A 25261-nucleotide genomic window follows, 5' to 3' on the forward strand; every position below is an offset into this window, starting at 1 on the left:
TAAATCATGGCTAAAGGTATTCGTGAGAAAATCAAGCTGGTTTCTTCTGCTGGTACTGGTCACTTCTATACCACTACGAAGAACAAACGTACTAAACCGGAAAAACTGGAGCTGAAAAAATTCGATCCAGTTGTCCGTCAGCACGTGATCTACAAAGAAGCGAAAATCAAATAATTCTCGCTTTGATGTAACAAAAACCTCGCCTCGGCGGGGTTTTTTGTTTTTCTGGCCGTCCCCATATTAATAAGACCTGTCACACTGCCGGAGACGTTATGCCTGAATTACCCGAAGTTGAAACCAGCCGCCGGGGTATTGAACCCCATTTAGTTGGCGCTACTATTCTGCACGCCCATATCCGTAACGGTCGTCTGCGCTGGCCGGTTTCAGATGAAATTTATCGTCTGAGCGATACGCCCATCCTCAGCGTGCAGCGTCGTGCCAAGTATCTGCTGCTGGAGCTGCCTGACGGCTGGATAATCATTCACCTGGGGATGTCGGGAAGCTTGCGGATACTGGCGGAAGCGCTGCCGGCGGAAAAGCACGACCATGTCGATTTGGTGATGAGCAATGGCAAAATTCTACGTTATACCGATCCTCGCCGCTTTGGCGCCTGGTTATGGACCAAAGAGCTGGAAGGGCATAACGTACTGGCGCATCTGGGACCGGAGCCGCTAAGCGATGAGTTTAATGGCGAATATTTGCAGCAGAAATGCGCGAAGAAGAAGACGGCGATTAAACCCTGGCTGATGGATAACAAGCTGGTGGTCGGCGTGGGGAATATCTACGCCAGCGAGTCGCTGTTTGCCGCTGGTATTCACCCTGACCGCCTGGCGTCGTCACTCTCGACAGAGGAGTGCGACCTGCTGGCGCGAGTGATTAAAGCCGTTTTGCTGCGCTCTATCGAACAAGGCGGGACAACGCTGAAGGATTTTCTGCAAAGCGATGGAAAACCGGGCTATTTTGCGCAGGAGTTGCAGGTGTACGGGCGCAAAGGCGAGCCGTGTCGGGTATGCGGTACGCCGATAGTCGCAACGAAACACGCACAGCGTGCGACGTTCTATTGCCGTCACTGTCAGAAGTAAAACGCCAGGCCCGGCAAGGAGACTTATTTCAACTTATCCATTAGCGCCTGATGCACATTGTCCGGCAGAAAGTGGGTCACATCGCCCTGATGGCGCGCCACTTCTTTGACCAGCGACGATGAAATAAACGACCACTCTTTGGACGGCATCAGGAAAACGCTTTCCAGTTGCGGCATCAGATGACGATTCATATGCGCCAACTGCATTTCATATTCAAAATCCGCCACCGCGCGCAGACCACGAATCAGGATATTCGCCTGTCTGTCGCGGGCGAAATTGGCCATTAGGTCGCTAAAGCCCACCACCTCTACGTTACCCAAGTGTGCGGTCGCTTTTTGCGCCAGCGCCACACGTTCGTCCAGAGTGAACATGGGTTTCTTACCGGGGCTGGCGGCGATGGCCAGAATGACATGGTCGAACATCTGCGTTGCGCGCGTCACAATATCGAGATGACCGTTGGTAATCGGATCAAACGTGCCTGGATAAATCGCCCGTTTTTGCATGACAGCCCTCAATGCGTTTTCGGTGGCAGATAGGGTTCTAACAGTTGCAGCAGACGCTGGAGCGCGCCCTGATTTTGATAGAGCACTTCAACTGCGTGACGTCCGTAGAAATTACGATAATCAGCGTCGGTCAGTAAAGAGGAAACTTCTTTTGCCAGCGTAGCCGCATCAATAATAGTGATAAGTCCACTCGCCTGCTCCAGACGGGCGCAAATATCTTTAAAGTTAAAGGTATGCGGCCCCATCAGTACCGGAATCGCATGGGCGGCAGCCTCCAGCGGGTTATGACCGCCGCGCTCAACCAGTGAACCACCGACAAAGGCGAGATCGGCAATTCCATAGAGCAACATTAACTCGCCCATGGTATCGCCTACCACGACCTGAGTACTGGCGGACGGCACTTCGCCCGAAGAGCGAGTGATGTAGCTTAACCCTGCCTGGCGCACAAGATTGATAGCATCCGGGAAACGCTCCGGATGGCGAGGCACCAGAATCAGTAATAAATTCGGGAATTGATGTAATAACGCCTGGTGAGCGGCGATAACGATACTCTCTTCGCCATCGTGGGTACTGGTGGCAATCCAGACTGGCCGGTGCGGCGCCCACTGGCTACGTAGCGTAACGGCTTTAGCCGCCAGTTGCGGCGTAACTGAAATATCAAATTTCAGACTACCTGTGACCGTGACTTGATTGTTCTTCGCGCCCAACGCCACAAAACGTTCGCCATCTTCTTCGTTTTGCGCGGCAATCAGGGTGATACGGCGCAGGAGCGTACGGACAAACTTGCCAAGCTTCGTATAACCCGCGGCGGAACGGGCGGAAAGCCGCGCATTAGCGATCACCAGCGGAATATGACGTTTATGCAGCGCAGCAATCAGATTTGGCCAGAGCTCAGTCTCCATGATCAATACCAGCTTAGGGTCAATCTTATTGAGGAAACGATTGAGCGCATCGGGCAAATCATAAGGCAAGTAAACGTGCTGAACATCGTTGCCAAAGGCAGACTGGACGCGCTCCGAGCCGGTCGGCGTCATGGTCGTTACGGTAATAGGCAGATCGGGATAGCGATGACGTAGAGCGCGGACCAATGGGATGGCCGCCAGAGTTTCGCCCACTGAGACGGAATGCAGCATGATTCCGCCCGGTTTCAACGGACGGCGGTAGAATCCGTAGCGTTCACCCCAGCGCTTACGATAGGCCGGCGCTTTACGTCCACGCACCCAAAGCCGTATCCAGATCAGAGGCTGAATAAGGTAGAGAAGAGCGGTGTAAAGCAATTCGAGCATAGTAAATAGCTGACTTATGGATGTGCTGGGGATTCTATGTATTTAGCCTGGGCTTTACCATTACTTTTCCCATTTTTGCGCCAAATTGGCTCAGAAGCGGGGATTCCAGGCGCGAAACCTCATTATTTTTGCATTTTTACGCAATCCATTGAAATTTGCCGCCCTTGTCGCCCCAGGCAATTGGAATGACCATTCAAAATAGAGGGGTAAATTAATATCTCTTTGAATTTATAATTAAAAAAATGATTGTGTATAAAATTTATTCGTATCGGATTGCTGCGAAAGAAGTGTTACACTAGCGCATCTAAAATGAGTGCGGTATTAGCCATCGGGTTGCTGTGAAGCCTGGGGCGGTAGCGTGCTTTTTTCTGCTTATTTATCCGGACAATTTCAACCAAAGAGTCGCTTGTGGAAAAGCCATTTCGAAGAATTCTGATTATAAAAATGCGTTTTCATGGAGACATGTTACTTACCACCCCAGTCATCAGTACGCTGAAGCAGAATTATCCCGATGCAAAAATCGATGTGCTTCTTTATCAGAACACCATACCGATATTGTCGGAAAATCCGGAGATTAATGCACTCTATGGCATCAGTAACAAAGGCGCAGGAACAAAAGAGAAGATTAAAAACGCGCTATCGCTGATCAAAAAATTGCGTGCTAACCCGTATGATCTGGTTGTCAATCTTACCGATCAGTGGAGCGTGGCGCTTATTGTGCGTTTTTTAGACGCAAAAATAAAAATCTCGCAGGATTTCGGTAATCGTCAGTCTGCTTTATGGAAAAAGAGCTTTACGCATTTAGTGCCTTATGCGGGAGAGCATGCTGTCGAGCGCACGTTATCCGCGCTAAAGCCGTTAGCGCTAAAACAGTATGTCACGGAAACCACCATGAGCTATCGCCCGGAACATTGGGAAAACATGCGACAACAGCTCAAACAACTTGGCGTAACCCGGCAATATGTCGTTATTCAGCCTACGGCACGGCAGCTATTTAAGTGCTGGGATAACGATAAATTCTCTCAGGTTATTGATGCCGTGCAGCGCCGTGGCTATCAGGTTGTACTGACGTCAGGCCCGGCCGCAGACGAGATGGCCTGCGTGGATGATATTGCACGCGGCTGTGAGACAAAACCGATTACCGGTCTGGCGGGTAAAACTCGCTTTCCTGAGTTGGGCGCATTGATTGACCATGCGGATCTGTTTATCGGTGTTGATTCGGCCCCCGGTCATATCGCCGCAGCAGTCAAAACGCCGGTCATTTGCCTTTTCGGCGCGACGGATCATGTGTTCTGGCGTCCCTGGACCGACGACATGATTCAGTTTTGGGCAGGGAATTATCAGCCGATGCCTGAACGGCATGAGCTTGATCGTAATAAAAAATACCTTTCCGTTATTCCGGCTGAAGATGTTATCGCCGCGACGGAAAAAATGCTGCCGCATGAGGCACGCCCAATAGATTTGGACAGCCTGCTATGAGAGTTGCCTTTTGCTTATATAAATATTTTCCTTTTGGCGGTCTGCAGCGTGATTTTATGCGCATTGCCCAAACCGTGGCGGCGCGAGGTCATCAGGTTCGTGTTTATACTCAGACATGGGAGGGGGAATGCCCGGATAACTTTGAATTAATCCGCGTGCCGGTTAAATCCCGGACGAACCACGGTCGTAACGCAGAATATTATGCCTGGGTACAACACCATTTGCGCGACTACCCTGTCGATCGGGTTGTTGGATTCAATAAGATGCCGGGCCTTGATGTGTATTATGCCGCGGACGTGTGTTACGCCGAAAAAGTCGCACAGGAAAAAGGTTTTTTCTATCGCCTGACATCACGTTACCGGCATTATGCTGCTTTTGAACGCGCCACGTTTGAACACGGCAAGCAGACGCAGCTATTAATGCTGACGAATAAGCAGATTGCTGACTTCCAAAAACATTATCAGACTGAAGCGGAACGTTTCCATATTCTTCCTCCGGGGATTTACCCGGACAGAAAATATAGCCAACAGATCCCGAATAGTCGTCAAATTTATCGTCAGAAAAACGGTATCTCAGAACAGCAAAAATTACTGTTACAAGTGGGGTCTGACTTTACCCGTAAAGGTGTGGATCGCTCTATTGAAGCGCTGGCATCGCTACCCGAATCTTTACGGCAAAATACGGTGCTCTATGTTGTCGGGCAGGATAAGCCGAAGAAGTTAGCGGCACTGGCTGAAAGAAGCGGCGTCGGTGCGAATGTGCATTTTTTCTGTGGACGTAGTGATATCGCGGAATTAATGGCGGCAGCCGACCTTTTACTGCATCCAGCCTATCAGGAAGCCGCTGGTATTGTTTTGCTGGAAGCCATTACTGCTGGTTTGCCGGTATTGACAACCGCGGTGTGCGGTTATGCACATTATATTGTGGATGCAAACTGTGGCGAAGCGATGGCTGAACCTTTCCGTCAGGATGTGCTAAATGAGGTTTTACTCAAAGCGCTGACACAGCCTTCCTTACGCAGCGCCTGGGCTGAAAATGCGCGGTATTATGCTGATACCCAGGATTTATACAGCTTACCGGAGAAGGCCGCAGATATTATTACAGGTGATTTAGATGGTTGAGCTGAAAGCGCCGTTAACCACACTATGGCGCGGTAAAGATGCTTTTGAGGAAGTGAAAACGTTACAGGGCGAAGTGTTCAGAGAGCTGGAAACGCGTCGAACATTGCGGTTTGAGCTGGACGGCAAAACCTACTTCCTGAAGTGGCATAAAGGCACCTCTCTGAAAGAAATTGTGAAGAACCTGATTTCGTTACGTATGCCTGTACTGGGCGCTGACAGAGAATGGCACGCTATTCACCGCCTGCAAGAGCTAGGGGTAGATACGATGCACGGCGTTGGTTTTGGTGAAAAAGGTGTAAACCCGCTAACCAGAACATCATTTATTATCACCGAAGATTTAACGCCCACGATTAGCCTTGAAGACTACTGCGCTGACTGGGCTGTTAATCCACCGGACGTGCAGGTGAAGCGGATGATCATTAAGCGTGTTGCGACCATGGTACGTAAAATGCACGTCGGGGGAATTAACCATCGCGACTGTTATATTTGCCACTTTCTTCTGCATTTGCCTTTCACTGGCCGCGAAGAGGATTTAAAAATCTCCGTAATCGACCTGCATCGCGCGCAGATACGCCAGCGCGTTCCCCTTCGCTGGCGTGATAAAGATTTAATTGGGCTTTATTTTTCTTCAATGAATATTGGCCTGACTCAGCGAGATATATTCCGGTTTATGCGTGAGTATTTCTCTCTTCCCCTGCGAGAGATTTTGCGAAAAGAATCGGGGTTGATTCATCAGGCGGATGTTAAAGCCGCTCGAATCAAAGAAAGAACAATAAGAAAACATCTTTAATATAAATGCTGTATTTATAAATAGCATAGAGGCTGTATGTTCCTTTTCATATGCATGACTAATTTACAATTGCTCATTGCGCGGTCAATTATAGAAAAAGAGCAGTTGAAGAGTGTTGATGTTTTATTTATTGGCGATGTAGATAACGTAAAAAATCAGTACTATTTAAAAAAAATCCAACCGTTATGTCGGTACTCAAGCATAGTCTCTCAGGTTTCAAAATTTTCGGCATTTAAAACGATTCATAGAACACGATATGCTAAAAAAATCATGGAATCATATGCCAGAGAATATCATACCGTTTTCTTTGCGAATTTTCATGTCCCACTTATACACCATATTTTATCGTGTATCTCTTTTTCTGAAATAAAAACCTTTGATGATGGTACAAATAATATCAATCAGAAAAGTATAATGTATGAAAATAAGAATATAAGCGCAACATCAAAGTTAATACGAAAACTGATGGGGCGTAAATATCATAAAGATGAAATATTAAAGTTAGACGCAAAACATTATACTCTATTCCCTAACAGATCCAACATAATTAAAAATACCGAAGGAATTATATTGGTACACCACAACGGTCTTCCTGATACGAATAATGGCTTTAAAAAAGTATTATTGGGCACTGTATATACTGATGCGTTAAAAAATAAAGAAGATGAGAGTGTTTTTCTTGAGCATATTCAGCGGTTTATTAAGGAAGAAGCGGTTGATATATATATTCCTCATCCTCGATATGACTCGCATCAGTTTAATGGTGTATTGAATGTTAACTCTGAAATGATAGCCGAGGACATTATTTTAGAATGTCTGGAGCAGGGGATGGCATTAGAGATATATGGATTTAATAGCACAGTTCAGTATAATCTAAATAATATCTCAGCTATCAAAAACTATAAAATAACCAGCCATTTTCTAAAAGATAGCTTTAATCATGGACTGGGCTTCGATTTTAATCAGGTCTCAGTATAAATATAGTGTTGATTGGGTTTGTTCTTACAGTATCTTAAAAGTGAAGGAAGCCGAATAACATGAGTGTCAGCAGATGGTGACTTCATTGAAAATAACGTTTATTGGCGAAGCGGTATCTGGTTTTGGAGGGATGGAAACTGTTATTAGTAACGTTATCCATACGTTTGAAAACAACTCTCCGAAAATCAACTGTGAAATGTTTTTCTTTTGTCGTAATGACAAAATGGATAAAGCATGGCTAAAAGAGATTAAATATGCGCAATCATTCTCAAATATAAAATTAAGTTTTCTGCGTCGAGCTAGACATGTTTATAATTTTAGTCAGTGGCTGAAAAAAACGTCACCGGATATTGTGATATGTATTGATGTTATCTCATGTCTTTATGCCAATAAAGCACGAAAGAAAAGTGGTAAACAGTTTACTATTTTCTCATGGCCGCATTTTTCTCTCGACCATAAAAAACATGCGGAATGTATAACGTACGCAGATTATCATCTGGCCATCAGTAGTGGTATTAAAGAACAGATGATGGCACGGGGGATCTCAGCGCAAGATATTAGCGTCGTTTATAATCCTGTCTCTAGTAAAACAATCATTGTGCCGCCGCCTGAGCGCGATAAGCCCGCTGTATTTCTCTATGTAGGGCGTCTTAAATTTGAAGGGCAGAAAAGAGTTAAAGATTTATTTGATGGTTTGGCTCGAACGACAGGGGAATGGCAGCTACATATTATTGGTGATGGCTCAGATTTTGAAAAGTGCCAGGCCTATAGCCGGGAGCTTGGTATTGAGCTGCGTGTGATCTGGTATGGTTGGCAAAGCGCGCCGTGGCAAGTCGTACAGCAAAAAATAAAAAATGTCACCGCGTTACTACTTACCTCTGCATTTGAGGGATTTCCTATGACCCTGCTGGAAGCAATGTCATATGGAATTCCGTGTATTAGTTCTGATTGTATGTCTGGTCCGCGCGATATGATTAAACCCGGTTTGAATGGTGAGCTTTACACGCCGGGTGCTATAGATGATTTTGTAGGGCATCTTAATCGAGTTATTTCCGGTGAAGTAAAATATCATCACGATATAATTCCCGGCACGATTGAGAGATTTTACGATGTGCTATATTTTAAAAATTTTTATAATGCGATATTCTCGAAATTACAAAAGTGATCACTATGAGCAGAAAATATTTTGAAGAAGAAGTCATTCAACAGACTTTAGATTATAACTATGCACAACATAGTGATGCTAATAAATTTAATATATCTTATGGGATTGATAAAAACTTTCTTTTTGGCTGTGGTGTCTCTATTGCATCGGTTCTCCTTGCTAACCCAGAGAAGGCGTTAGCTTTCCATGTTTTTACTGATTCCTTTGGCCCTGAAGACCAGCAGCGATTTGATGCATTAGCAAAACAGTACGCTACGCAGATCATTGTTTATCTAATTGATTGTGAGCGATTAAAATCGCTACCCAGTACCAAAAACTGGACCTATGCAACATACTTTAGATTCATTATCGCCGACTATTTTTCAGATAAAACAGATAGAGTGCTTTATCTGGATGCAGATATTGCATGTAAGGGAAGTATTCAGGAACTTATTGATCTTAATTTCGCTGAAAATGAGATTGCGGCGGTCGTTGCTGAAGGCGAGTTGGAATGGTGGACTAAGCGCTCGGTTAGCCTGGCAACGCCTGGGCTGGTTTCTGGCTATTTTAATGCCGGTTTTATCTTAATTAATATACCTCTTTGGACCGCAGAAAATATTTCTAAAAAAGCAATTGAAATGCTAAAAGATCCGGAGGTGGTGCAGCGTATAACGCACCTTGATCAGGATGTATTAAATATATTATTAGTGAATAAGGCTCGTTTTGTTGATAAAAAATTTAATACGCAATTTAGTCTTAACTATGAATTAAAAGATTCAGTTATTAATCCAGTTGATGCTGAGACTGTATTTGTTCATTATATCGGACCAACGAAGCCCTGGCATAGTTGGGGGGCTTATCCGGTGTCACAATATTTTTTACAGGCAAAGAGCAACTCACCATGGTCTCATTGCGCACTGTTAAATCCAGTCACTAGTCATCAATTACGTTATGCGGCGAAGCATATGTTTAATCAGAAGCATTATACTTCGGGTATAAATTATTATATAGCCTACTTTAAACGTAAACTTCTTGAATAAAACCCATAGGTGATGTAATGGATTCATTTCCTGAGATAGAAATAACTGAATATAAAGTTTTTGATGAAAGTAATAATAATGATGATAACGTATTAAACATTTCTTATGGTGTTGATGAAAACTATCTTGATGGTGTAGGGGTGTCAATTGCTTCAGTTGTATTAAACAATAATATCCCGCTCGCTTTTCACATTATTTGTGATTCATACTCCCCGTGTTTTGTTAAATATATAGAGCGTTTAGCCGTACAGCACCACATTAAAATCTCTCTTTATCTTATTAAAGTAGAAAGCCTTGAGGTATTGCCTCAAACTAAAGTATGGTCAAGAGCAATGTATTTTCGTTTATTTGCTTTCGATTATCTTAGCAAGAAGGTAAACACATTACTTTATTTGGATGCCGATGTTGTATGCAAAGGTTCTTTGCAAGATCTTCTACGGCTTGATCTGACAGAGAAGATTGCTGCGGTTGTGAAAGATGTTGATTCCATCCAGAATAAGGTAAATGAGAGATTAAGAACATTTAATTTACAAGGTGGTTATTTTAACTCCGGCGTGGTTTTTGTTAACCTGAAATTATGGAAAGAGAATGCCTTAACAGAAAAAGCCTTTTTACTCCTGGCGGGTAAAGACGCAGATTCTTTTAAATATCCTGATCAGGATGTTTTAAATATTCTTCTACAGAATAAAGTCGTTTTCCTACCACGACCGTATAATACTATTTATACTATCAAAAGTGAGTTGAAAGACAGAACACATAAGAAATATAGCAATATAATTAATGAGAATACTATTTTAATTCATTATACGGGTGCCACTAAGCCCTGGCATGCCTGGGCAAATTATCCTTCAGTTATCTATTACAAAAATGCACGCCTGAACTCACCCTGGAAAGATTTTCCCGCAAAAGATGCGCGTACCATCGTTGAATTTAAGAAGCGATATAAACATCTTTTCGTACAGGGTCATTACTTCAAAGGCCTTCTGGCTGGAAGTGCATATCTTTATCGTAAACTTTTCCACAAATAATTCCCTTCCCTAAATCTCCATTATGATTATTGAACAAAAGGTTAAAAACTATACGGTCTTTGTCAAAAAAGACGGTGAAAAATACATTGAGATATTCAAAGATTTTCTATCTTATAATCATCAGGTTATTAAAGTCTTTCGTAATATAGAAGACACAAAAGTTGTATTGATTAATACAGACTACGGGAAATATATTCTCAAAGTATTTAGTCCGAAAGTAAAAAATACTGAACGCTTTTTCAAATCGTTGGTAAAAGGAGATTACTACGAAAAGCTTTTTTGTCAGACAGATCGTGTACGGCGGGAAGGGTTTGAGGCGCTTAATGATTTTTACCTGCTGGCGGAAATTAAAACGTTACGCTATGTAAAAACATATGTGATGCTAATTGAGTATATCGAAGGTATTGAGCTTGTTGATATGCCAGAAATTTCTGACGAGGTGAGAGAGAAAATCAAACAGTCGATATATTCTCTGCATCAGCACGGTATGGTTTCGGGCGATCCCCATAAAGGTAATTTTATCCTGCAAGGTAATGAGATCAGAATTATCGATTTGTCCGGAAAAAGACCTTCTCGACAACGACAAGCAAAGGATCGTATTGATTTAGAAAGACATTATGGTATTAAAAATAATGTGGAAGATATCGGATTTTACTTATTGATTTATAAGAAAAAAATTCGAAATTTCCTTCGCCGTATTAAGGGTAAGGAAAGGCGCTGATCAATGTAGCACGTTTAGTTTAGTTTAAGGGACAGGCTGGCTTTTATTTGCTGTAACGTTATGACATACTGGAGAGAATTTGAGATGTAATATTAGTAATTTATTATAACATTTATTTATAGGTTGCATGATAAACATACGAGTTTTTTATGGGCAGCGTTAACTTTATAACTCACGCCGATGTTCTGCAACTTATTGCGAAAAGAACGGCTGAAGATTGTATTATTTTTCTTTCTGGTCCCACATCCAGAAAGACGCCACTGTCCTTGTTACGAGTGAAAGATGTCATTGCAGTCAATGGTTCTGTTCAATATTTGCTAAACAATAATGTCAAGCCATTTTTGTACCTCCTGACGGATGTTCGATTCCTCCATCACCGGCGCGAAGATTTTTATAAATTTAGCAGTAATAGTCAGTTTACTATCGTCAATCTTGATGTGTACGAACAGGCATCAGCGGATGATAAAAAATATATTGAAGAAAATTGTTTAATTATTCGCTCCTTTTATCGCCGAGAAAAAGGGGGCTTTTTAAAGAAAATTAAATTTAATTTCCTTAAGCGGATTTATAAAGCATTACTTATTTCAGTCCCTCTCTCAAAAAGAGGACGACTGACTGGGTTTTGCAAAGATATCAGTATCGGTTATTGCTCTTGTCATACCATTGCTTATACCGCTATTCAGGTTGCCTATTCCCTGAAGTACGGCCGTATTATATGTTCTGGGCTTGACTTAACGGGGAGTTGCCCACGTTTCTATGACGAAGCTTCCAGCCCTATGCCTTCTGAGCTTAGTAAAGATCTGTTTAAAATACTGCCATTTTTTACTTTTATGAGAAAAAATGTCAGTGATTTAAATATCTTTAATTTATCAGATGATACTGCAATTCATTACGATATTATTCCATATATTAAAGCCTCAGAACTTGAGGATGAAATATATTACGATAAAATCATCTAAATACTAAAAACTCACTATTTTGTGCCGCTTTCGGTACATTTTTCTTTTTCTACAAGTCTAACTATTCTGGATTAAAGCTATTATGATTAAAAAAATCATATTTACTGTTACTCCTATATTTTCAATTCCTCCACGGGGGGCGGCTGCGGTAGAAACCTGGATTTACCAGGTTGCTAAACGGCTTTCAATACCGACTTCTATTGCTTGTATAAAGAATGCTGGCTATCCTGAATATAATAAAGTAAACGATAACTGTGATATCCATTACATTGGGTTTAGTAAAATTTATAAGCGCCTTTTTCAGAAATGGACTCGTCTCGACCCATTACCCTATTCCCAACGCATCCTTAATATTAGAGATAAAGTTACTACCCAGGAAGATAGCGTCATTGTTATTCATAATAGTATGAAACTGTATCGGCAGCTTAGAGAGCGTAATCCGAATGCAAAACTGGTCATGCACATGCATAACGCATTTGAACCAGAACTGCCTGATAATAATGCAAAAATTATCGTGCCCAGTCAGTTTCTTAAAGCGTTTTATGAAGAAAGATTGCCCGCCGCTGATGTTAGTATTGTGCCTAACGGTTTTTGTGCTGAAACTTATAAAAGAAACCCACAAGATAATCTTCGTCAGCAATTAAATATAGCGGAAGATGCCACCGTTCTCTTATATGCCGGAAGGATTTCGCCTGATAAAGGCATCCTGTTGCTTTTGCAGGCGTTCAAAAAATTACGTACCTTAAGAAGTAATATTAAACTTGTCGTTGTTGGCGATCCTTATGCAAGCCGTAAGGGAGAAAAAGCAGAGTATCAAAAGAAAGTACTGGATGCCGCAAAAGGGATTGGCACTGATTGCATTATGGCAGGTGGACAATCTCCTGACCAGATGCATAACTTCTATCATATAGCCGATCTGGTTATTGTTCCCTCCCAGGTTGAAGAAGCATTTTGCATGGTAGCTGTAGAAGCGATGGCAGCAGGAAAAGTGGTTCTTGCCAGCAAAAAAGGGGGGATTGGCGAGTTTGTGTTAGATGGTATAACGGGCTATCACCTCGCAGAACCTATGTCGAGCGACAGCATGATTAATGATATTAACCGTGCGCTTGCTGATAAGGAACGCCACCAGATTGCAGAAAATGCAAAGTCCCTGGTGTTTTCAAAATACAGTTGGGAAAATGTAGCGCAGCGTTTTGAAGAACAAATGAAAAACTGGTTTGAGAAGTGATTTAATACTGACGTGGAAAACGCGCTGATACCGTAATAAGTATCAGCGCGTTTTTTTATCTATTTCTTAGCGCCAGCAGGAAACCGGTAATGATACCAATTTGATCAATATCGACCTGTTCAAAATTGCCACGAACGATATAGAAACCGACGAAAGATAAGAATAATAGAAGATGAGCATTGTAGGGGCTTATCTCTACTTTCCTAAAGGTAGAGCTTGCTGTTTCCTTGATAATAGCGCCGTATAAATAGGCCAGGCTCGCCAGACCCAATATGCCAGCACTAAACCAGATGTACAGAATGGTATTATGCGGACCGATAGATTCTTTAAAGGTCCACGTTGGATAATCGACAACGCGTTTATTATAAATACTATCATAAACATCATTACTATAGCCGTAGCCCTTAACCGGGTTTTCCTGAATAAGTATCCACGCAGTACCCTGGGTTCCGTTAGTATAACGATATGAGCTATCTGTCTGCTGTAATTTATACAGTAGCCGCTCCTGATCTGGTTTATGGCTTTGCTGAGTGATAACCAAAGCACCAGCAATAACCAGTATAGCAGCGCCAATTCCCATTAGTTTCCACTGGCGGTTCAAAATCGTCCACAAAATGCCCACCACTAAAACTGCCAGCCATGCTCCCCGCGACAGAGTGCCTAACATTAAGAACAGATAGACGGCGCTCAGCGCAAAGAAAGCGAGTTTGAGCGATGTTTTTCTGAATAGCCAGATATTCAATAATGCTGGAAACAGAAATACCATTGAATCAGATATATGTCGATGATCATAGTTTGTAAATGGCATCACTCCCCTGGAATAGTCCTGAAGATAAAGGACTATTTCTACCAGTGAACGTAATCCTAGACTTACTAGAAAGGAGAAAAGTACGATTTTTGCAACCGTTTCTTTCGTTTCATCTTTTAATAGCACGGGAATTAATAAAGTATATAATAAGAAGCCTTCCAGTACCGTATTCTCAAATTCTTTGAAACTCTCTTTCATATCTGGCGATATGAGTACGGAATAAATAAGAATTAATGATAATACTGCTACGCTATAAAATACGCTATTTTTGAAAAGAGGGGAAAAACTTCTCGGTGAGCGTGAGACCTGATAAATCGCGGTGATAACCATAAGTATGGCTATCAAATGCTTATAACGCGTAATACCATCCAGAAAATACGTGGCAACAAAAAGAAAAACCAGCGTTTTATTCCAGGTCGGCTTCCATTTCTCTTTATTTAACGTTAATGATGTGGTTAGCATCTTTTCTCCACAATAGGGTTGGGATAAGACAGTGTCTCTTTAATGAATCCTTCCAAATACGCTCGCGGCATCTAAATTCGCCAGGTTTTGTTCTGGTGAGCAGCATGCCATTTGGTTCTTCCCATAACCTCCAATCAACCCAGGGTCCGTTGGGCCATATAGCGTAATATTCGGTCTGTCGAGCGCTGCGGTGAGATGGCTCAGGCCGGTATCAACCGATACGACAAATTTTGCGCCAGCCAGCACTCTCGCCACTTCCTCCAGGCTCATGCGCGGTAACACATCCACATAGTTAAAGCCTTCGGCCAGTCGTTTAGCGCGGGCTTCCTCATGAGGCGCGCCCCAGGGCAGTTTTATCCGTAATCCGGCGTTACCCAACAAACCGATAAGCTCACGCCAGTTTGCTTCCGGCCAGTGCTTATCATCGCGGGTCGTGGCATGCAAAAACACCGCATACGGATCGTTGACCGTCTGCTGGTCATGCAGAAAATGTTTTGCGATAGCGTAATCGCCCTGCGACTGCGGTTTATCGTATCCCAGACTTTTGGCGAACAGCTCGCGCGTCCGTTCAACAGCATGTTGTTGCTTTGCGATATGGTGTTTACGGTTATAAAACAGGCTGGCCAGTGGTTCGCGGGCTGTACTCCAGTCCATACCGTGCTTTATGCCGTGCGCCAGACGCGTCACCAGCGCAGCGCTTTTCACCAGCCCCTGCGCATCAATCACAGCGTCGTATTGGTATGCGCATACTGCCCGACGAAAGGCTGTGCGTTCCGCTTTGATGGGCGCGGAAAACCAGGCCTTGCGCCAACGGCGAATAGCAACGGGAATCACGCGATCGACAGCATTGTGCCAGGACGGAATTTGCGCAAACCCTTCTTCGACAACCCAATCAAATTGAATCCCCGGAATCGCCTGTTGCGCGTCAGTAAGTGCAGGCAGGGTATGTAACACGTCGCCCATCGATGACGTTTTAACGATCAAAACCCGCATTAAACGTCCTCTTCCGATAACAGCGGATGAAGTTCTTCCAGAACCCGCTGCGGCGTGATATCGATCAGGCTCTGGTGATAGCCTTGCGCCGTATCGCCTTTACGAACTTTGTGATAACCCGTAATCAGACGAATCACCCGGGCTTTATGAGACAGCGGCGGTGTGAAATCCGGGCTACTCGGGCCATACAATGCGACCAGCGGGCGGTCGAGCGCCGCCGCGACGTGCATCAGCCCGGAATCGTTAGTGACGATGGCTTTACAGGCGGCTATCAGAATGACGGCCTGTTCCAGTTGGGTTTCCCCCGCCAGGTTGCGACACCATGCCTGCTGCTCGCTATTCAGCGCCGCCAGGATCTCATTTCCGGCTTCATGGTCTTTTGCCGAGCCAAATAGCACGACCTGATACCCTTCGTTAATGAGTTGTTTTGCCAGTTCGGCGTAGTGATAGTGCGGCCAACGTTTTGCCGGACCAAATTCCGCGCCGGGGCAAAAGCCGATCAGAGGGCGTTCAGAAGATAGCGAAAAGTCGCTGCACATCAGCGACTTTTCACCTTCGCTAACCTGGAGCTGTGGCCAGAGTAGCGGCTGCGGCAGATCTTTCGCTGTGCGCATCACACCCTTGTCATAGGCCAGCGCCACGTAGCGCTCCACCATCAGCGGCCAGGCGTCTTTATCAAGGACGCGCGCATCGTTCAGCAGGCCATAGCGCATTTCGCCGCGCCAGCCGGTACGGTGCGGGATATTGGCAAAGAAAGGAACCAGCGCCGATTTAAACGAATTTGGCAGCACCCAGGCGCGATCGTAGCGCTTCTCTCGCAGGCTATGGCCCAATCTGCGGCGCTCGCCGATTTCCAGCGCGCCGTGGCCCAGCGGCATGGGTATCGCCTCGTTAACTTCCGGCATACGCGATAACAACGGACGGCACCAGGCTGGCGCCATCACGTCGATTATCGCCTGGGGATAGCGCGCCTTAAGCGTGCGATAGAGACTTTGCGACATCATCATGTCGCCCACCCAGGATGGGCCAATGACCAAAATTTTCATACTTACGCGTCGCGGTTCAGCCAGGCCATATACTCCGTGACGCCTTCGGCGACGGTCTTGAAGGGTTTGTCGTAGCCCGCGTTGCGCAGATTGGTTAAATCCGCCTGCGTAAACGCCTGATAGCGACCTTTCAGCTTATCCGGGAACGGAATATACTCAATGCTGCCTTTTTTATGGTATGCCAGCGTCGCGTCGGCGACGGCCTGGAAAGATTCCGCGCGGCCTGTGCCCAGGTTAAAGATGCCGGACTCGCCGCTTTCCAGGAACCACAGGTTGACGTCGGCCACATCGCCCACGTAGACGAAGTCACGCTTGAAGTTTTCGCTGCCTTCAAACAGTTTCGGGTTTTCGCCGTTGTTTAACTGCGTATTCAGATGAAATGCCACGCTTGCCATGCTGCCTTTATGGCCTTCACGCGGTCCATAGACGTTGAAATAGCGGAAACCGACAATTTGCGAATTCGCTTCTGGCAGGATCTGACGCACGTATTCATCAAACAGGAACTTAGAGTACCCGTAAACGTTAAGCGGTTTTTCGTATTCGCGCGATTCGATGAAATCAGACGTGCGACCGCCATAGGTGGCGGCAGAAGAGGCGTAGAGGAACGGGATTTCGCGCTCAAGGCAATAGTGCAGCAGCTCTTTGGAGTATTGATAGTTATTATCCATCATATACTTGCCGTCCCACGCGGTGGTGGAAGAGCAGGCGCCTTCATGGAAAACAGCCTCAATATCGCCGAGCTCTTCTCCGGACATAATCTGGATCAGGAAATCTTCCTTATCCATATAGTCAGCAATATTCAGATCCACCAGGTTCACAAACTTGGTGCCGTCTTTCAGGTTATCCACCACCAGAATATCGGTGATACCTTTATCATTCAGGGCCTTAACGATATTGCTGCCGATAAAGCCCGCGCCGCCGGTAACGATGATCATAACTGTAACCTTTGAATTATGGTGTCAGAGACTGTCTCAGACATGAATGTTCCTATCATATCACTATTCATCCATTCACTGATAACTCGTGAGGATACGCGTGATTTATGCTGCATTTTAAAGAAGTGATGATGCGTCATCTCGTATCAACGTATAGCTTTGGGTAATATGTGCTGAAATTTGCCCAGTCTGGAGAATCGCAATGCGTGGGGATTTTTACAAACAGTTAACCAACGATCTGGAAACCGCCCGGGCGGAAGGATTGTTTAAAGAAGAGCGCATTATTACGTCTGCGCAGCAGGCGGATATCACCGTGGCGGATGGAAGCCACGTTATTAACTTTTGCGCCAATAACTATCTCGGGCTGGCGAATCACCCTGAGCTGATTAATGCCGCAAAAGCGGGCATGGACAGCCACGGTTTCGGTATGGCGTCCGTGCGTTTCATCTGCGGTACCCAGGACAGCCACAAAGCGCTGGAGCAGAAGCTGGCAAGCTTCCTCGGCATGGAAGATGCGATTCTGTACTCCTCCTGTTTTGATGCTAACGGCGGTCTGTTTGAGACGTTGCTGGGAGCGGAAGACGCCATTATCTCCGACGCGCTTAACCACGCGTCTATCATTGACGGCGTGCGTTTGTGTAAAGCGAAGCGCTATCGCTACGCCAACAACGATATGGCTGAGCTGGAAGCGCGGCTGAAAGACGCGCGTGAAGCCGGCGCGCGTCATGTCCTGATCGCCACTGACGGCGTGTTCTCAATGGATGGCGTCATCGCCAATCTGAAAGGCGTCTGTGATCTGGCCGATAAATACGATGCGCTGGTGATGGTTGATGATTCTCACGCGGTAGGCTTTGTTGGTGAAAACGGTCGCGGTTCCCATGAATACTGCGACGTAATGGGCCGCGTAGATATTATTACCGGTACTCTGGGCAAAGCGTTAGGCGGCGCATCCGGCGGCTATACCGCGGCGCGTAAAGAGGTCGTTGAGTGGCTGCGTCAGCGTTCCCGCCCATATCTGTTCTCCAATTCACTGGCGCCGGCGATCGTGGCGGCTTCTATTAAAGTGTTAGAGATGGTGGAAGCGGGCGCAGAACTGCGTGAGCGCTTGTGGGCGAACGCGCGGCAGTTCCGGGAGCAGATGTCTGCCGCGGGATTTACGCTGGCAGGCGCGGATCACGCCATCATCCCGGTAATGCTGGGAGATGCGGTTGTCGCGCAGAAATTTGCCCGCGAACTGCAAAAAGAAGGCATTTACGTTACCGGCTTTTTCTATCCGGTCGTACCAAAAGGTCAGGCGCGTATTCGTACCCAGATGTCTGCGGCGCATACGCCCGAGCAAATTACGCGTGCGGTAGACGCGTTCACGCGTATTGGTAAACAACTGGGCGTGATTGCCTGAGGATGTAAGATGAAAGCGTTATCCAAACTGAAAGCGGAAGAGGGCATCTGGATGACCGACGTTCCGGAACCGGAAGTCGGTCATAACGATTTGCTGATTAAAATCCGTAAAACAGCCATCTGCGGTACTGACGTTCACATCTATAACTGGGATGAATGGTCGCAAAAAACCATCCCGGTTCCGATGGTCGTGGGGCATGAATATGTCGGCGAAGTGGTCGGCATCGGTCAGGAGGTGAAAGGCTTTAAAATCGGCGATCGCGTCTCCGGCGAAGGTCACATCACCTGCGGTCATTGCCGAAACTGCCGCGGTGGTCGTACTCACCTGTGCCGCAACACCACCGGCGTAGGCGTTAATCGTCCCGGCTGCTTCGCGGAATACCTGGTCATCCCGGCGTTCAACGCATTTAAAATCCCGGATAACATTTCTGATGATTTAGCATCTATTTTTGACCCGTTTGGTAATGCGGTGCATACGGCGCTGTCTTTCGATCTGGTTGGCGAAGATGTGCTGGTGTCGGGGGCGGGGCCAATCGGCGTAATGGCCGCCGCGGTGGCGAAACATGTCGGCGCGCGTCATGTGGTAATTACTGACGTCAATGAATACCGTCTGGAGCTGGCGCGTAAAATGGGCGTCACCCGCGCGGTCAACGTCGCGAAAGAGAGCCTGACCGATGTCATGGCGGAGCTGGGAATGACCGAAGGGTTCGATGTGGGTCTGGAGATGTCCGGCGCGCCGCCGGCGTTTCGTACCATGCTGGACACCATGAATCACGGCGGTCGTATTGCGATGCTGGGGATTCCGCCGGCAGATATGTCTATCGACTGGACAAAAGTCATCTTTAAGGGGTTGTTCATTAAAGGTATTTACGGTCGTGAGATGTTCGAAACGTGGTACAAAATGGCGGCGTTGATCCAATCCGGGCTGGATCTGTCACCGATTATCACCCATCGTTTCTCTATTGATGATTTCCAGAAAGGTTTTGACGCCATGCGTTCAGGCCAGTCAGGAAAAGTCATTCTGAGCTGGGATTAATATGTATAGAGACCCGATGATATTTATCGGGTCTGATATACGTTTCATCGTAAAAGGTTGGTGTCATTCGCCAACCTTTTTTATTAGGGAAAATCTGGAAAGCCGTAAAGAATTGTCATGGTCATCAAGCATTCGTAATTGCGCTTTAATCTTATTTTACTCGCTAACGTAACGCTCTACCCTGAGCTTTGTTCTTGCTTTTTACTGCGAAAATAAATCATGGTGGCTTAATAGTTTCTTAATAGAGCCACAGTATAAAGGCAGGGTAAATTCAGGTTTTTCTGGTAATCGTTATGAAAAATAGTAAAACCAAAGTGAGTATCATTATCCCATTATATAATGCGGGAGCGGATTTTAATGCTTGCATGGCGTCGTTAATCGCGCAAACGTGGTCGGCGCTGGAAATTATTATTGTGAATGATGGATCGACGGATCATTCCGTTGAGATAGCAAAACATTACGCGGAACATTACCCGCATGTTCGACTACTTCATCAGGCCAATGCCGGCGCATCTGTCGCCCGTAATCTTGGCCTGCAAGCGGCGACCGGCGATTACGTCGCCTTTGTCGATGCGGATGACATGGTCTACCCGAAGATGTATGAAACGCTGATGACCATGGCGCTTAACGATGATCTGGACGTTGCGCAGTGTAATGCGGACTGGTGCGCCAGAAAAACCGGGCACGCCTGGCAATCTATTCCGATCGATCGTCTGCGTTCCACCGGGGTATTAAGCGGACCGGATTGGTTGCGTATGGCGCTGGCCTCGCGGCGCTGGACGCATGTTGTCTGGATGGGCGTTTATCGACGTGCGCTGATTATCGATAACAATATTACCTTCGTTCCCGGACTACATCATCAGGATATATTATGGTCAACGGAAGTCATGTTTAATGCCACGCGCGTACGTTATACCGAACAATCATTATATAAATATTTCCTGCATGATAATTCGGTAAGCCGTTTGCAAAGACAGGGCAATAAAAATCTTAATTATCAGCGGCATTATATTAAAATTACGCGATTATTAGAAAAGCTCAATCGTGATTATGCCCGTCGTATTCCGATTTACCCGGAGTTTCGCCAGCAAATTACCTGGGAAGCGTTACGCGTTTGTCATGCGGTGCGTAAAGAGCCTGATATTTTGACCCGCCAGCGTATGATTGCCGAGATTTTTACTTCTGGCATGTATAGACGGATGATTGCTAACGTCCGCAGCGCGAAAGCGGCTTATCAGACGCTGATCTGGTCTTTCCGGCTGTGGCAATGGCGCGACAAAACCTTGTCGCTCCGTCGTATTGCCCGTAAGGCGCTCAATCTGTCTTAGCGCTCACGTTTTTAGGCGCGGCGATTTTCCCCCATCCTTGCCACTGGTGCTGAAACCAGGCAACCACGGAGCTTTGCGTAATGCTCTCGCCGATGACGCTGAAAAAGCGCGTAGCGTAGACCGGTTCCAGCGGTTTTTTCGGCTTACACATCTTCACGCCGCGAAAGGGATTGCGCGGCGCGTCAATTTTCTGCGGCGTCAGATTAGGCCGGGACGTCTCCACCTGCGGTTCGTTGAGCAGGCTGCCTGGGCGCACCAGGGTGATATCCGCCGGCAGGCGATAAACCATCTGTTGCAGCACGCGAACCGTTGCGGGATGCGGATGACCAATCGCGATAGCGGAACCGTTGCGACGGGCCAGTTCGATAGCGCGATTAAACTGACGGCGGATATCCGCCTCGTTTTGGGTATCGTCGAGGAACACCTTGCGCTTAATGACTTTCACACCCGTACCGGATGCTGCGCGCATCGCCTGGCTATTGCCAATCGTCATGCTGTCGAGAAAATAGAGATTGTAATGTTCCAGCGCCTGCATAACTTTTTGCATACCGAACAGGCTGGAAGTCATTGCGCTGCCCATGTGGTTATTAAGCCCTACGGCATACGGCACGTTGTTTACCGCCTCGCGGATAATGCGTTCGATCTCATCGCTGCTCATTTCTGGTCGCAGCGTATCCTTCTCCAGCGGCTGTTTGCTTAGCGGCGCCATCGGCAGATGGATTAATACCTCATGCCCGCTATTGTGCGCTTTAGTCGCCATTTCGCGCGCGTGCGGCGCGTTGGGCAGTACGGCGACGGAGATGTTTGGCGGCAGCGCCAGAACCTGGTTTTCCGTGTGCGGGCGATAGCCAAAATCATCAATCACGATGGCGAGCTTGCCAGCGAAAACGGGATGTGCAAACGCCAGCAAAGTGGCCAGCGTGAGAATGGTGCGACGAAACTGAGGCAAAACTTATCTTCCCAACCACGGCTGTGGATTGACGGCCTGACCCTGGCGACGAATTTCGAAATAAAGCGAGGGTCTGCCCTGACCGCCGCTACTGCCCACAAGGGCGATAGGTTGTCCGGCGCGTACCTGCGCGCCTACGCTGACCAGCGCGCTCTGGTTATAGCCGTAAAGGCTCATATCGCCTTTACCATGCTCCACGACCACCACCAGGCCATAACCTTGCAGCCAGTCCGCCAGAATCACCCTGCCGTCGGCGATGGCTTTGACCTCGGTGCCTTCCGACGCGCCGATCACCATCCCCTTCCAACGTAGCTCACCCTGCAGCCGTTCGCCATAGCGATGCAATATCGGGCCGCGTACCGGCCAGTATGCCTGCCCGCGAGGCGCGCCCAGCCCGCCGGTGCGGGACATCAGCGAACGCTCGCTTTCGGTCGGCTTATAGGTGGTGCCTTTGCGCGAGGCTTCCTGCTGCTTGTCGCGTACCGCCTGCGCTTCGCGGGCTTCACGCTCCGCTCGCGCTTTGGCCGCCGCTTCCGCCCGCGCGATACTGTTGCGCAGGCGTGATTCGTTGGCGCGCAGTTCGCTTAACTGCTGTTGGCCTTGCTGAATAGACGACTCCAGTCCGGCAAGCGTTTTCTTACGTTCATTACGCGCCTGCTCCAGCTTCGCCTGCTGGGCGCGCTGTTCATACAGCAACGTTTGTTGCTGGCTTTGTTTCTCTTCCAGCTCGGCTTTTTGCGTGGCGACCTGTTCGCGAGTCTGTTTCAGTTCGGCGATAGTGTCCTGGCGCGCCTGGTTCAGATAGCCGAAATAGGCCTGCAGGCGTTGCCCGCGCTGGCTCTCTTCTCCGCTAAGAATAAGCTGAATACCGGTGTGTTCGCCCTGGCGGAAAGCGGCGTCCAACTGCGCGGCGAGATTACGCTCCTGGCTGGCTTTTTGCTGCTCCAGTTTAGCAATTGAGGCGTTCATCTCATCAATTTGCGCGTTTAACTGATCCAGAGTGCTTTGCGTTTCGCGCAGTTTACGCGCTGCGGCCGAGATGGCCTCTTCCTGGGCTTTAAGTTGTGCCAGGAGGCTGGCGCGCTGTTGCTGCTGCTGGCGTACGGCGCGTTCTTTCGCGGCGATATCGGCCTGAATAGATTTGAGTTGATCACGGTCATCCGCATGGGCGGAAAAAGCGCACAACAATACGCCAGCGCTAAGTACGCTGGCGTAGAACAAAGGCCTGACTGAAAACGTTCTTGGTTTCACGGCCTGTTGAATGGTGTTAATCGCCTTTCCCCTCATGGGGAGGGATTATTCCACGATGAACAGCGGCTTACCAGTCATCTCTTGCGGGATTTCCATCCCCATCAGCGACAGCATGGTAGGCGCAATGTCTGAAAGTTTGCCGCCTTCGACCGCCTTCACGTTTTTCTCGCCGACATAAATCAGCGGCACCGGCAGGTTGGTGTGGGCGGTATGCGCCTGACCGGTCGCCGGATCGCGCATCTGCTCCGCGTTGCCGTGGTCCGCGGTAATCAACAGTTGTCCACCAACGGATTCAACCGCTTTTGTTACCTGTTCAATGCAGTTGTCCAACGCTTCCACCGCTTTGATAGCGGCTTCCATCACGCCGGTATGACCGACCATATCGCCGTTTGGATAGTTACAAATGATGGTGTCGTACTTACCGCTTTCGATCGCCGCGACCAATTTTTCAGTCAATTCTGCAGAGCTCATTTCCGGTTGCAGGTCATAAGTAGCCACTTTCGGCGAGTTGATCAGGATGCGCTCTTCGCCAGCAAACGGTTCTTCTACGCCGCCGTTAAAGAAAAAGGTTACGTGCGCATATTTTTCCGTTTCGGAAATACGCAGTTGGGTTTTATCGTTTTTCGCCATCCACTCGCCGAACGTATTCGCCAGTGAAGCTGGCGGGTAAGCTACGACGGTTTTGATATCGGCGGCGTATTCAGTCAGCATCACGAAGTTGAGATTAACCACTTTCTTACGCGCAAAGCCATCGAAATCAGCGTTAACGAAAGCACGGGTAATTTCGCGCGCGCGGTCAGCGCGGAAGTTCATGAAAATCAGCGTGTCGCCATCTTCCATTGCTGCATCGGCCTGGCCTTCGGCGCGGATAACGGTCGCTTTGACAAACTCATCGTTTTCATCACGAGCGTAAGCAGCCTGCAGGCCAGCCACGGCGGTATCCGCCTGGAATTCGCCCTGCGCCAGGGTCATCAGATCATACGCTTTTTCCACGCGATCCCAACGGTTGTCGCGGTCCATAGCGTAGTAACGACCGACGATAGACGCAACGCGGCCTTTGCCCAGCGCGGCGAATTTGTCTTCGAATTTTTTCAGCGAGGCTTCAGCGCTGCGCGGCGGCGTGTCGCGACCGTCGAGGAAGGCGTGCAGATAGATTTTTTCTGCGCCGCGTTCTGCGGCCAGTTCCACCATTGCCATAATGTGATCTTCGTGGCTGTGGACGCCGCCTGCGGACAGCAGGCCCATAATATGAACCGCTTTACCGGCGTTTTTCGCCTGGTCAACCGCATTAGTCAGGACCGGATTAGCAAAGAAAGTACGTTCTTTAATTTCAACGTCCAGACGCGTCAGGTCCTGATAAACGATGCGACCTGCACCCAGGTTAACGTGGCCCACTTCGGAATTGCCCATCTGGCGGTCAGGCAGACCCACTTCCAGACCGGATGCGTCGATCAGGGTATGCGGACGTTTTGTCCACAGAGCATCCATCACCGGAGTTTTGGCGTTTAAGATGGCGTTATCCTGCTGTTCTTCACGGTAGCCGTAGCCATCCAGAATCACCAGTACCATAGGTTTTTTAGAAACCGACATTGCGACAACCTCATACTCAATAGACAAAATAATTGCGTAATTTTACTACAGCTGAATCGATAAAATAGCCTCAGAAGATCAAAGAAAGGGAGCGCGCTGGCGTGAG

The 25261-nt window shown here is 47.3% G+C and carries 24 protein-coding genes; 15 read left to right on the forward strand and 9 right to left on the reverse strand.

Annotation, left to right across the window (positions count from 1 at the left end):
• Window positions 1-6: 6 nt before the first annotated feature.
• Entirely contained in the window at window positions 7-174 is a 168-nt protein-coding gene (rpmG, locus tag F4V72_RS07510; protein ID WP_001051798.1) for a 50S ribosomal protein L33, read from the forward strand.
• Window positions 175-272: 98 nt separating this feature from the next.
• Complete coding sequence (gene mutM / locus F4V72_RS07515; protein WP_023247296.1) at window positions 273-1082, forward strand: bifunctional DNA-formamidopyrimidine glycosylase/DNA-(apurinic or apyrimidinic site) lyase; 810 nt, start codon at window positions 273-275, stop codon at window positions 1080-1082.
• A gap of 23 nt (window positions 1083-1105) precedes the next feature.
• On the opposite strand, the gene coaD is transcribed toward mutM, so the two are convergent.
• Entirely contained in the window at window positions 1106-1585 is a 480-nt protein-coding gene (gene coaD / locus F4V72_RS07520; protein WP_001171884.1) for a pantetheine-phosphate adenylyltransferase, read from the reverse strand.
• Window positions 1586-1593: 8 nt separating this feature from the next.
• Window positions 1594-2871, reverse strand: coding sequence for a lipid IV(A) 3-deoxy-D-manno-octulosonic acid transferase (gene waaA / locus F4V72_RS07525; RefSeq protein ID WP_023247297.1), 1278 nt, complete (start codon window positions 2869-2871; stop codon window positions 1594-1596).
• Between the two features lie 408 nt (window positions 2872-3279).
• Between waaA and rfaQ the strand changes: the two genes are divergently transcribed.
• The 10 genes from rfaQ to F4V72_RS07575 all read left to right on the forward strand — a co-directional run bounded on the left by rfaQ (window position 3280) and on the right by F4V72_RS07575 (window position 13359).
• Window positions 3280-4350, forward strand: coding sequence for a lipopolysaccharide core heptosyltransferase RfaQ (rfaQ, locus tag F4V72_RS07530; RefSeq protein WP_071790770.1), 1071 nt, complete (start codon window positions 3280-3282; stop codon window positions 4348-4350).
• Window positions 4347-5471, forward strand: a complete 1125-nt coding sequence (locus F4V72_RS07535) for a glycosyltransferase family 4 protein (RefSeq protein WP_080070374.1) — start codon at window positions 4347-4349, stop codon at window positions 5469-5471. Before rfaQ ends, F4V72_RS07535 begins: the two co-directional genes overlap by 4 nt.
• Window positions 5464-6261 (forward strand): lipopolysaccharide core heptose(I) kinase RfaP, encoded by a 798-nt coding sequence (gene rfaP, locus F4V72_RS07540; protein WP_023247300.1) that lies wholly within the window; start codon window positions 5464-5466, stop codon window positions 6259-6261. The genes F4V72_RS07535 and rfaP overlap by 8 nt, the downstream gene beginning before the upstream one ends.
• Window positions 6262-6315: 54 nt before the next feature.
• Window positions 6316-7239, forward strand: a complete 924-nt coding sequence (locus F4V72_RS07545) for a glycosyltransferase family 52 (RefSeq protein WP_232081676.1) — start codon at window positions 6316-6318, stop codon at window positions 7237-7239.
• An 85-nt stretch (window positions 7240-7324) separates the two neighbouring features.
• Window positions 7325-8404, forward strand: a complete 1080-nt coding sequence (gene waaB, locus F4V72_RS07550; RefSeq protein ID WP_053529960.1) for a lipopolysaccharide 1,6-galactosyltransferase — start codon at window positions 7325-7327, stop codon at window positions 8402-8404.
• A 5-nt stretch (window positions 8405-8409) separates the two neighbouring features.
• Window positions 8410-9423: a lipopolysaccharide 3-alpha-galactosyltransferase gene (gene waaO / locus F4V72_RS07555; RefSeq protein ID WP_053529936.1), complete on the forward strand. Its 1014-nt coding sequence runs from the start codon at window positions 8410-8412 to the stop codon at window positions 9421-9423.
• A 17-nt stretch (window positions 9424-9440) separates the two neighbouring features.
• Complete coding sequence (rfaJ, locus tag F4V72_RS07560) at window positions 9441-10451, forward strand: lipopolysaccharide 1,2-glucosyltransferase RfaJ (protein ID WP_070801573.1); 1011 nt, start codon at window positions 9441-9443, stop codon at window positions 10449-10451.
• A 22-nt stretch (window positions 10452-10473) separates the two neighbouring features.
• Window positions 10474-11172 carry a lipopolysaccharide core heptose(II) kinase RfaY gene (gene rfaY / locus F4V72_RS07565; protein WP_070801574.1) on the forward strand — a complete coding sequence of 233 codons (699 nt, stop codon included), beginning with the start codon at window positions 10474-10476 and terminating at the stop codon, window positions 11170-11172.
• A gap of 149 nt (window positions 11173-11321) precedes the next feature.
• Window positions 11322-12131 (forward strand): 3-deoxy-D-manno-oct-2-ulosonate III transferase WaaZ, encoded by an 810-nt coding sequence (gene waaZ / locus F4V72_RS07570; protein WP_053509324.1) that lies wholly within the window; start codon window positions 11322-11324, stop codon window positions 12129-12131.
• Window positions 12132-12213: 82 nt separating this feature from the next.
• Window positions 12214-13359, forward strand: a complete 1146-nt coding sequence (locus tag F4V72_RS07575) for a lipopolysaccharide N-acetylglucosaminyltransferase (protein ID WP_023247306.1) — start codon at window positions 12214-12216, stop codon at window positions 13357-13359.
• Window positions 13360-13414: 55 nt separating this feature from the next.
• Here the strand turns inward: F4V72_RS07575 and rfaL are convergent, their stop codons facing one another.
• The 4 genes from rfaL to rfaD are packed head-to-tail and all read right to left on the reverse strand — an operon-like array spanning window position 13415 to window position 17603.
• On the reverse strand, window positions 13415-14629 hold the full coding sequence (gene rfaL / locus F4V72_RS07580; RefSeq protein ID WP_023247307.1) for an O-antigen ligase RfaL: 1215 nt from the start codon (window positions 14627-14629) through the stop codon (window positions 13415-13417).
• Window positions 14630-14668: 39 nt separating this feature from the next.
• Window positions 14669-15622: a lipopolysaccharide heptosyltransferase RfaC gene (gene rfaC, locus F4V72_RS07585; protein WP_053509329.1), complete on the reverse strand. Its 954-nt coding sequence runs from the start codon at window positions 15620-15622 to the stop codon at window positions 14669-14671.
• Window positions 15622-16668, reverse strand: coding sequence for an ADP-heptose--LPS heptosyltransferase RfaF (gene rfaF, locus F4V72_RS07590; RefSeq protein ID WP_023247309.1), 1047 nt, complete (start codon window positions 16666-16668; stop codon window positions 15622-15624). Before rfaF ends, rfaC begins: the two co-directional genes overlap by 1 nt.
• 2 nt (window positions 16669-16670) lie before the next feature.
• The gene (gene rfaD / locus F4V72_RS07595) at window positions 16671-17603 is read right to left on the reverse strand and encodes an ADP-glyceromanno-heptose 6-epimerase (protein WP_136057940.1); all 933 of its coding nucleotides are present in this window, start codon (window positions 17601-17603) and stop codon (window positions 16671-16673) included.
• Window positions 17604-17805: 202 nt separating this feature from the next.
• Between rfaD and kbl the strand changes: the two genes are divergently transcribed.
• The 3 genes from kbl (at window position 17806) to F4V72_RS07610 (ending at window position 21365) form a co-directional block, all read left to right on the forward strand.
• Entirely contained in the window at window positions 17806-19002 is a 1197-nt protein-coding gene (kbl, locus tag F4V72_RS07600; RefSeq protein WP_053509331.1) for a glycine C-acetyltransferase, read from the forward strand.
• 9 nt (window positions 19003-19011) lie between these two features.
• Window positions 19012-20037 (forward strand): L-threonine 3-dehydrogenase, encoded by a 1026-nt coding sequence (tdh, locus tag F4V72_RS07605; RefSeq protein WP_070801576.1) that lies wholly within the window; start codon window positions 19012-19014, stop codon window positions 20035-20037.
• A gap of 293 nt (window positions 20038-20330) precedes the next feature.
• Window positions 20331-21365: a glycosyltransferase gene (locus F4V72_RS07610; RefSeq protein ID WP_150342438.1), complete on the forward strand. Its 1035-nt coding sequence runs from the start codon at window positions 20331-20333 to the stop codon at window positions 21363-21365.
• Here the strand turns inward: F4V72_RS07610 and F4V72_RS07615 are convergent.
• Genes F4V72_RS07615 through gpmM form a run of 3 tightly spaced genes read right to left on the reverse strand, consistent with a single transcriptional unit; the run spans window position 21352 to window position 25155 of the window.
• Window positions 21352-22314, reverse strand: a complete 963-nt coding sequence (locus F4V72_RS07615; RefSeq protein WP_150342439.1) for a divergent polysaccharide deacetylase family protein — start codon at window positions 22312-22314, stop codon at window positions 21352-21354. The two genes, F4V72_RS07610 and F4V72_RS07615, sit on opposite strands and share 14 nt — an antisense overlap.
• 3 nt (window positions 22315-22317) lie before the next feature.
• Complete coding sequence (gene envC, locus F4V72_RS07620) at window positions 22318-23577, reverse strand: murein hydrolase activator EnvC (RefSeq protein WP_024149606.1); 1260 nt, start codon at window positions 23575-23577, stop codon at window positions 22318-22320.
• 33 nt (window positions 23578-23610) lie between these two features.
• Window positions 23611-25155: a 2,3-bisphosphoglycerate-independent phosphoglycerate mutase gene (gpmM, locus tag F4V72_RS07625; RefSeq protein WP_053509338.1), complete on the reverse strand. Its 1545-nt coding sequence runs from the start codon at window positions 25153-25155 to the stop codon at window positions 23611-23613.
• Window positions 25156-25261 lie beyond the last annotated feature (106 nt).

This window comes from Salmonella enterica subsp. diarizonae (assembly GCF_008692785.1).
GTDB classification, from domain to species: domain Bacteria; phylum Pseudomonadota; class Gammaproteobacteria; order Enterobacterales; family Enterobacteriaceae; genus Salmonella; species Salmonella diarizonae.

Bases quoted from the DNA above. Each gene is read 5' to 3' on its own strand.
- rfaL (WP_023247307.1), bottom strand. From the start codon at position 14,629: ATGCTAACCACATCATTAACGTTAAATAAAGAGAAATGGAAGCCGACC.
- rfaY (WP_070801574.1), top strand. From the start codon at position 10,474: ATGATTATTGAACAAAAGGTTAAAAACTATACGGTCTTTGTCAAAAAA.
- rfaD (WP_136057940.1), bottom strand. From the start codon at position 17,603: ATGATCATCGTTACCGGCGGCGCGGGCTTTATCGGCAGCAATATCGTT.
- F4V72_RS07610 (WP_150342438.1), top strand. From the start codon at position 20,331: ATGAAAAATAGTAAAACCAAAGTGAGTATCATTATCCCATTATATAAT.
- rfaP (WP_023247300.1), top strand. From the start codon at position 5,464: ATGGTTGAGCTGAAAGCGCCGTTAACCACACTATGGCGCGGTAAAGAT.
- waaA (WP_023247297.1), bottom strand. From the start codon at position 2,871: ATGCTCGAATTGCTTTACACCGCTCTTCTCTACCTTATTCAGCCTCTG.
- rfaC (WP_053509329.1), bottom strand. From the start codon at position 15,622: ATGCGGGTTTTGATCGTTAAAACGTCATCGATGGGCGACGTGTTACAT.
- rpmG (WP_001051798.1), top strand. From the start codon at position 7: ATGGCTAAAGGTATTCGTGAGAAAATCAAGCTGGTTTCTTCTGCTGGT.
- waaZ (WP_053509324.1), top strand. From the start codon at position 11,322: ATGGGCAGCGTTAACTTTATAACTCACGCCGATGTTCTGCAACTTATT.
- gpmM (WP_053509338.1), bottom strand. From the start codon at position 25,155: ATGTCGGTTTCTAAAAAACCTATGGTACTGGTGATTCTGGATGGCTAC.
- rfaJ (WP_070801573.1), top strand. From the start codon at position 9,441: ATGGATTCATTTCCTGAGATAGAAATAACTGAATATAAAGTTTTTGAT.
- kbl (WP_053509331.1), top strand. From the start codon at position 17,806: ATGCGTGGGGATTTTTACAAACAGTTAACCAACGATCTGGAAACCGCC.
- waaO (WP_053529936.1), top strand. From the start codon at position 8,410: ATGAGCAGAAAATATTTTGAAGAAGAAGTCATTCAACAGACTTTAGAT.
- mutM (WP_023247296.1), top strand. From the start codon at position 273: ATGCCTGAATTACCCGAAGTTGAAACCAGCCGCCGGGGTATTGAACCC.
- rfaF (WP_023247309.1), bottom strand. From the start codon at position 16,668: ATGAAAATTTTGGTCATTGGCCCATCCTGGGTGGGCGACATGATGATG.
- F4V72_RS07575 (WP_023247306.1), top strand. From the start codon at position 12,214: ATGATTAAAAAAATCATATTTACTGTTACTCCTATATTTTCAATTCCT.
- coaD (WP_001171884.1), bottom strand. From the start codon at position 1,585: ATGCAAAAACGGGCGATTTATCCAGGCACGTTTGATCCGATTACCAAC.
- tdh (WP_070801576.1), top strand. From the start codon at position 19,012: ATGAAAGCGTTATCCAAACTGAAAGCGGAAGAGGGCATCTGGATGACC.
- F4V72_RS07545 (WP_232081676.1), top strand. From the start codon at position 6,316: ATGACTAATTTACAATTGCTCATTGCGCGGTCAATTATAGAAAAAGAG.
- F4V72_RS07535 (WP_080070374.1), top strand. From the start codon at position 4,347: ATGAGAGTTGCCTTTTGCTTATATAAATATTTTCCTTTTGGCGGTCTG.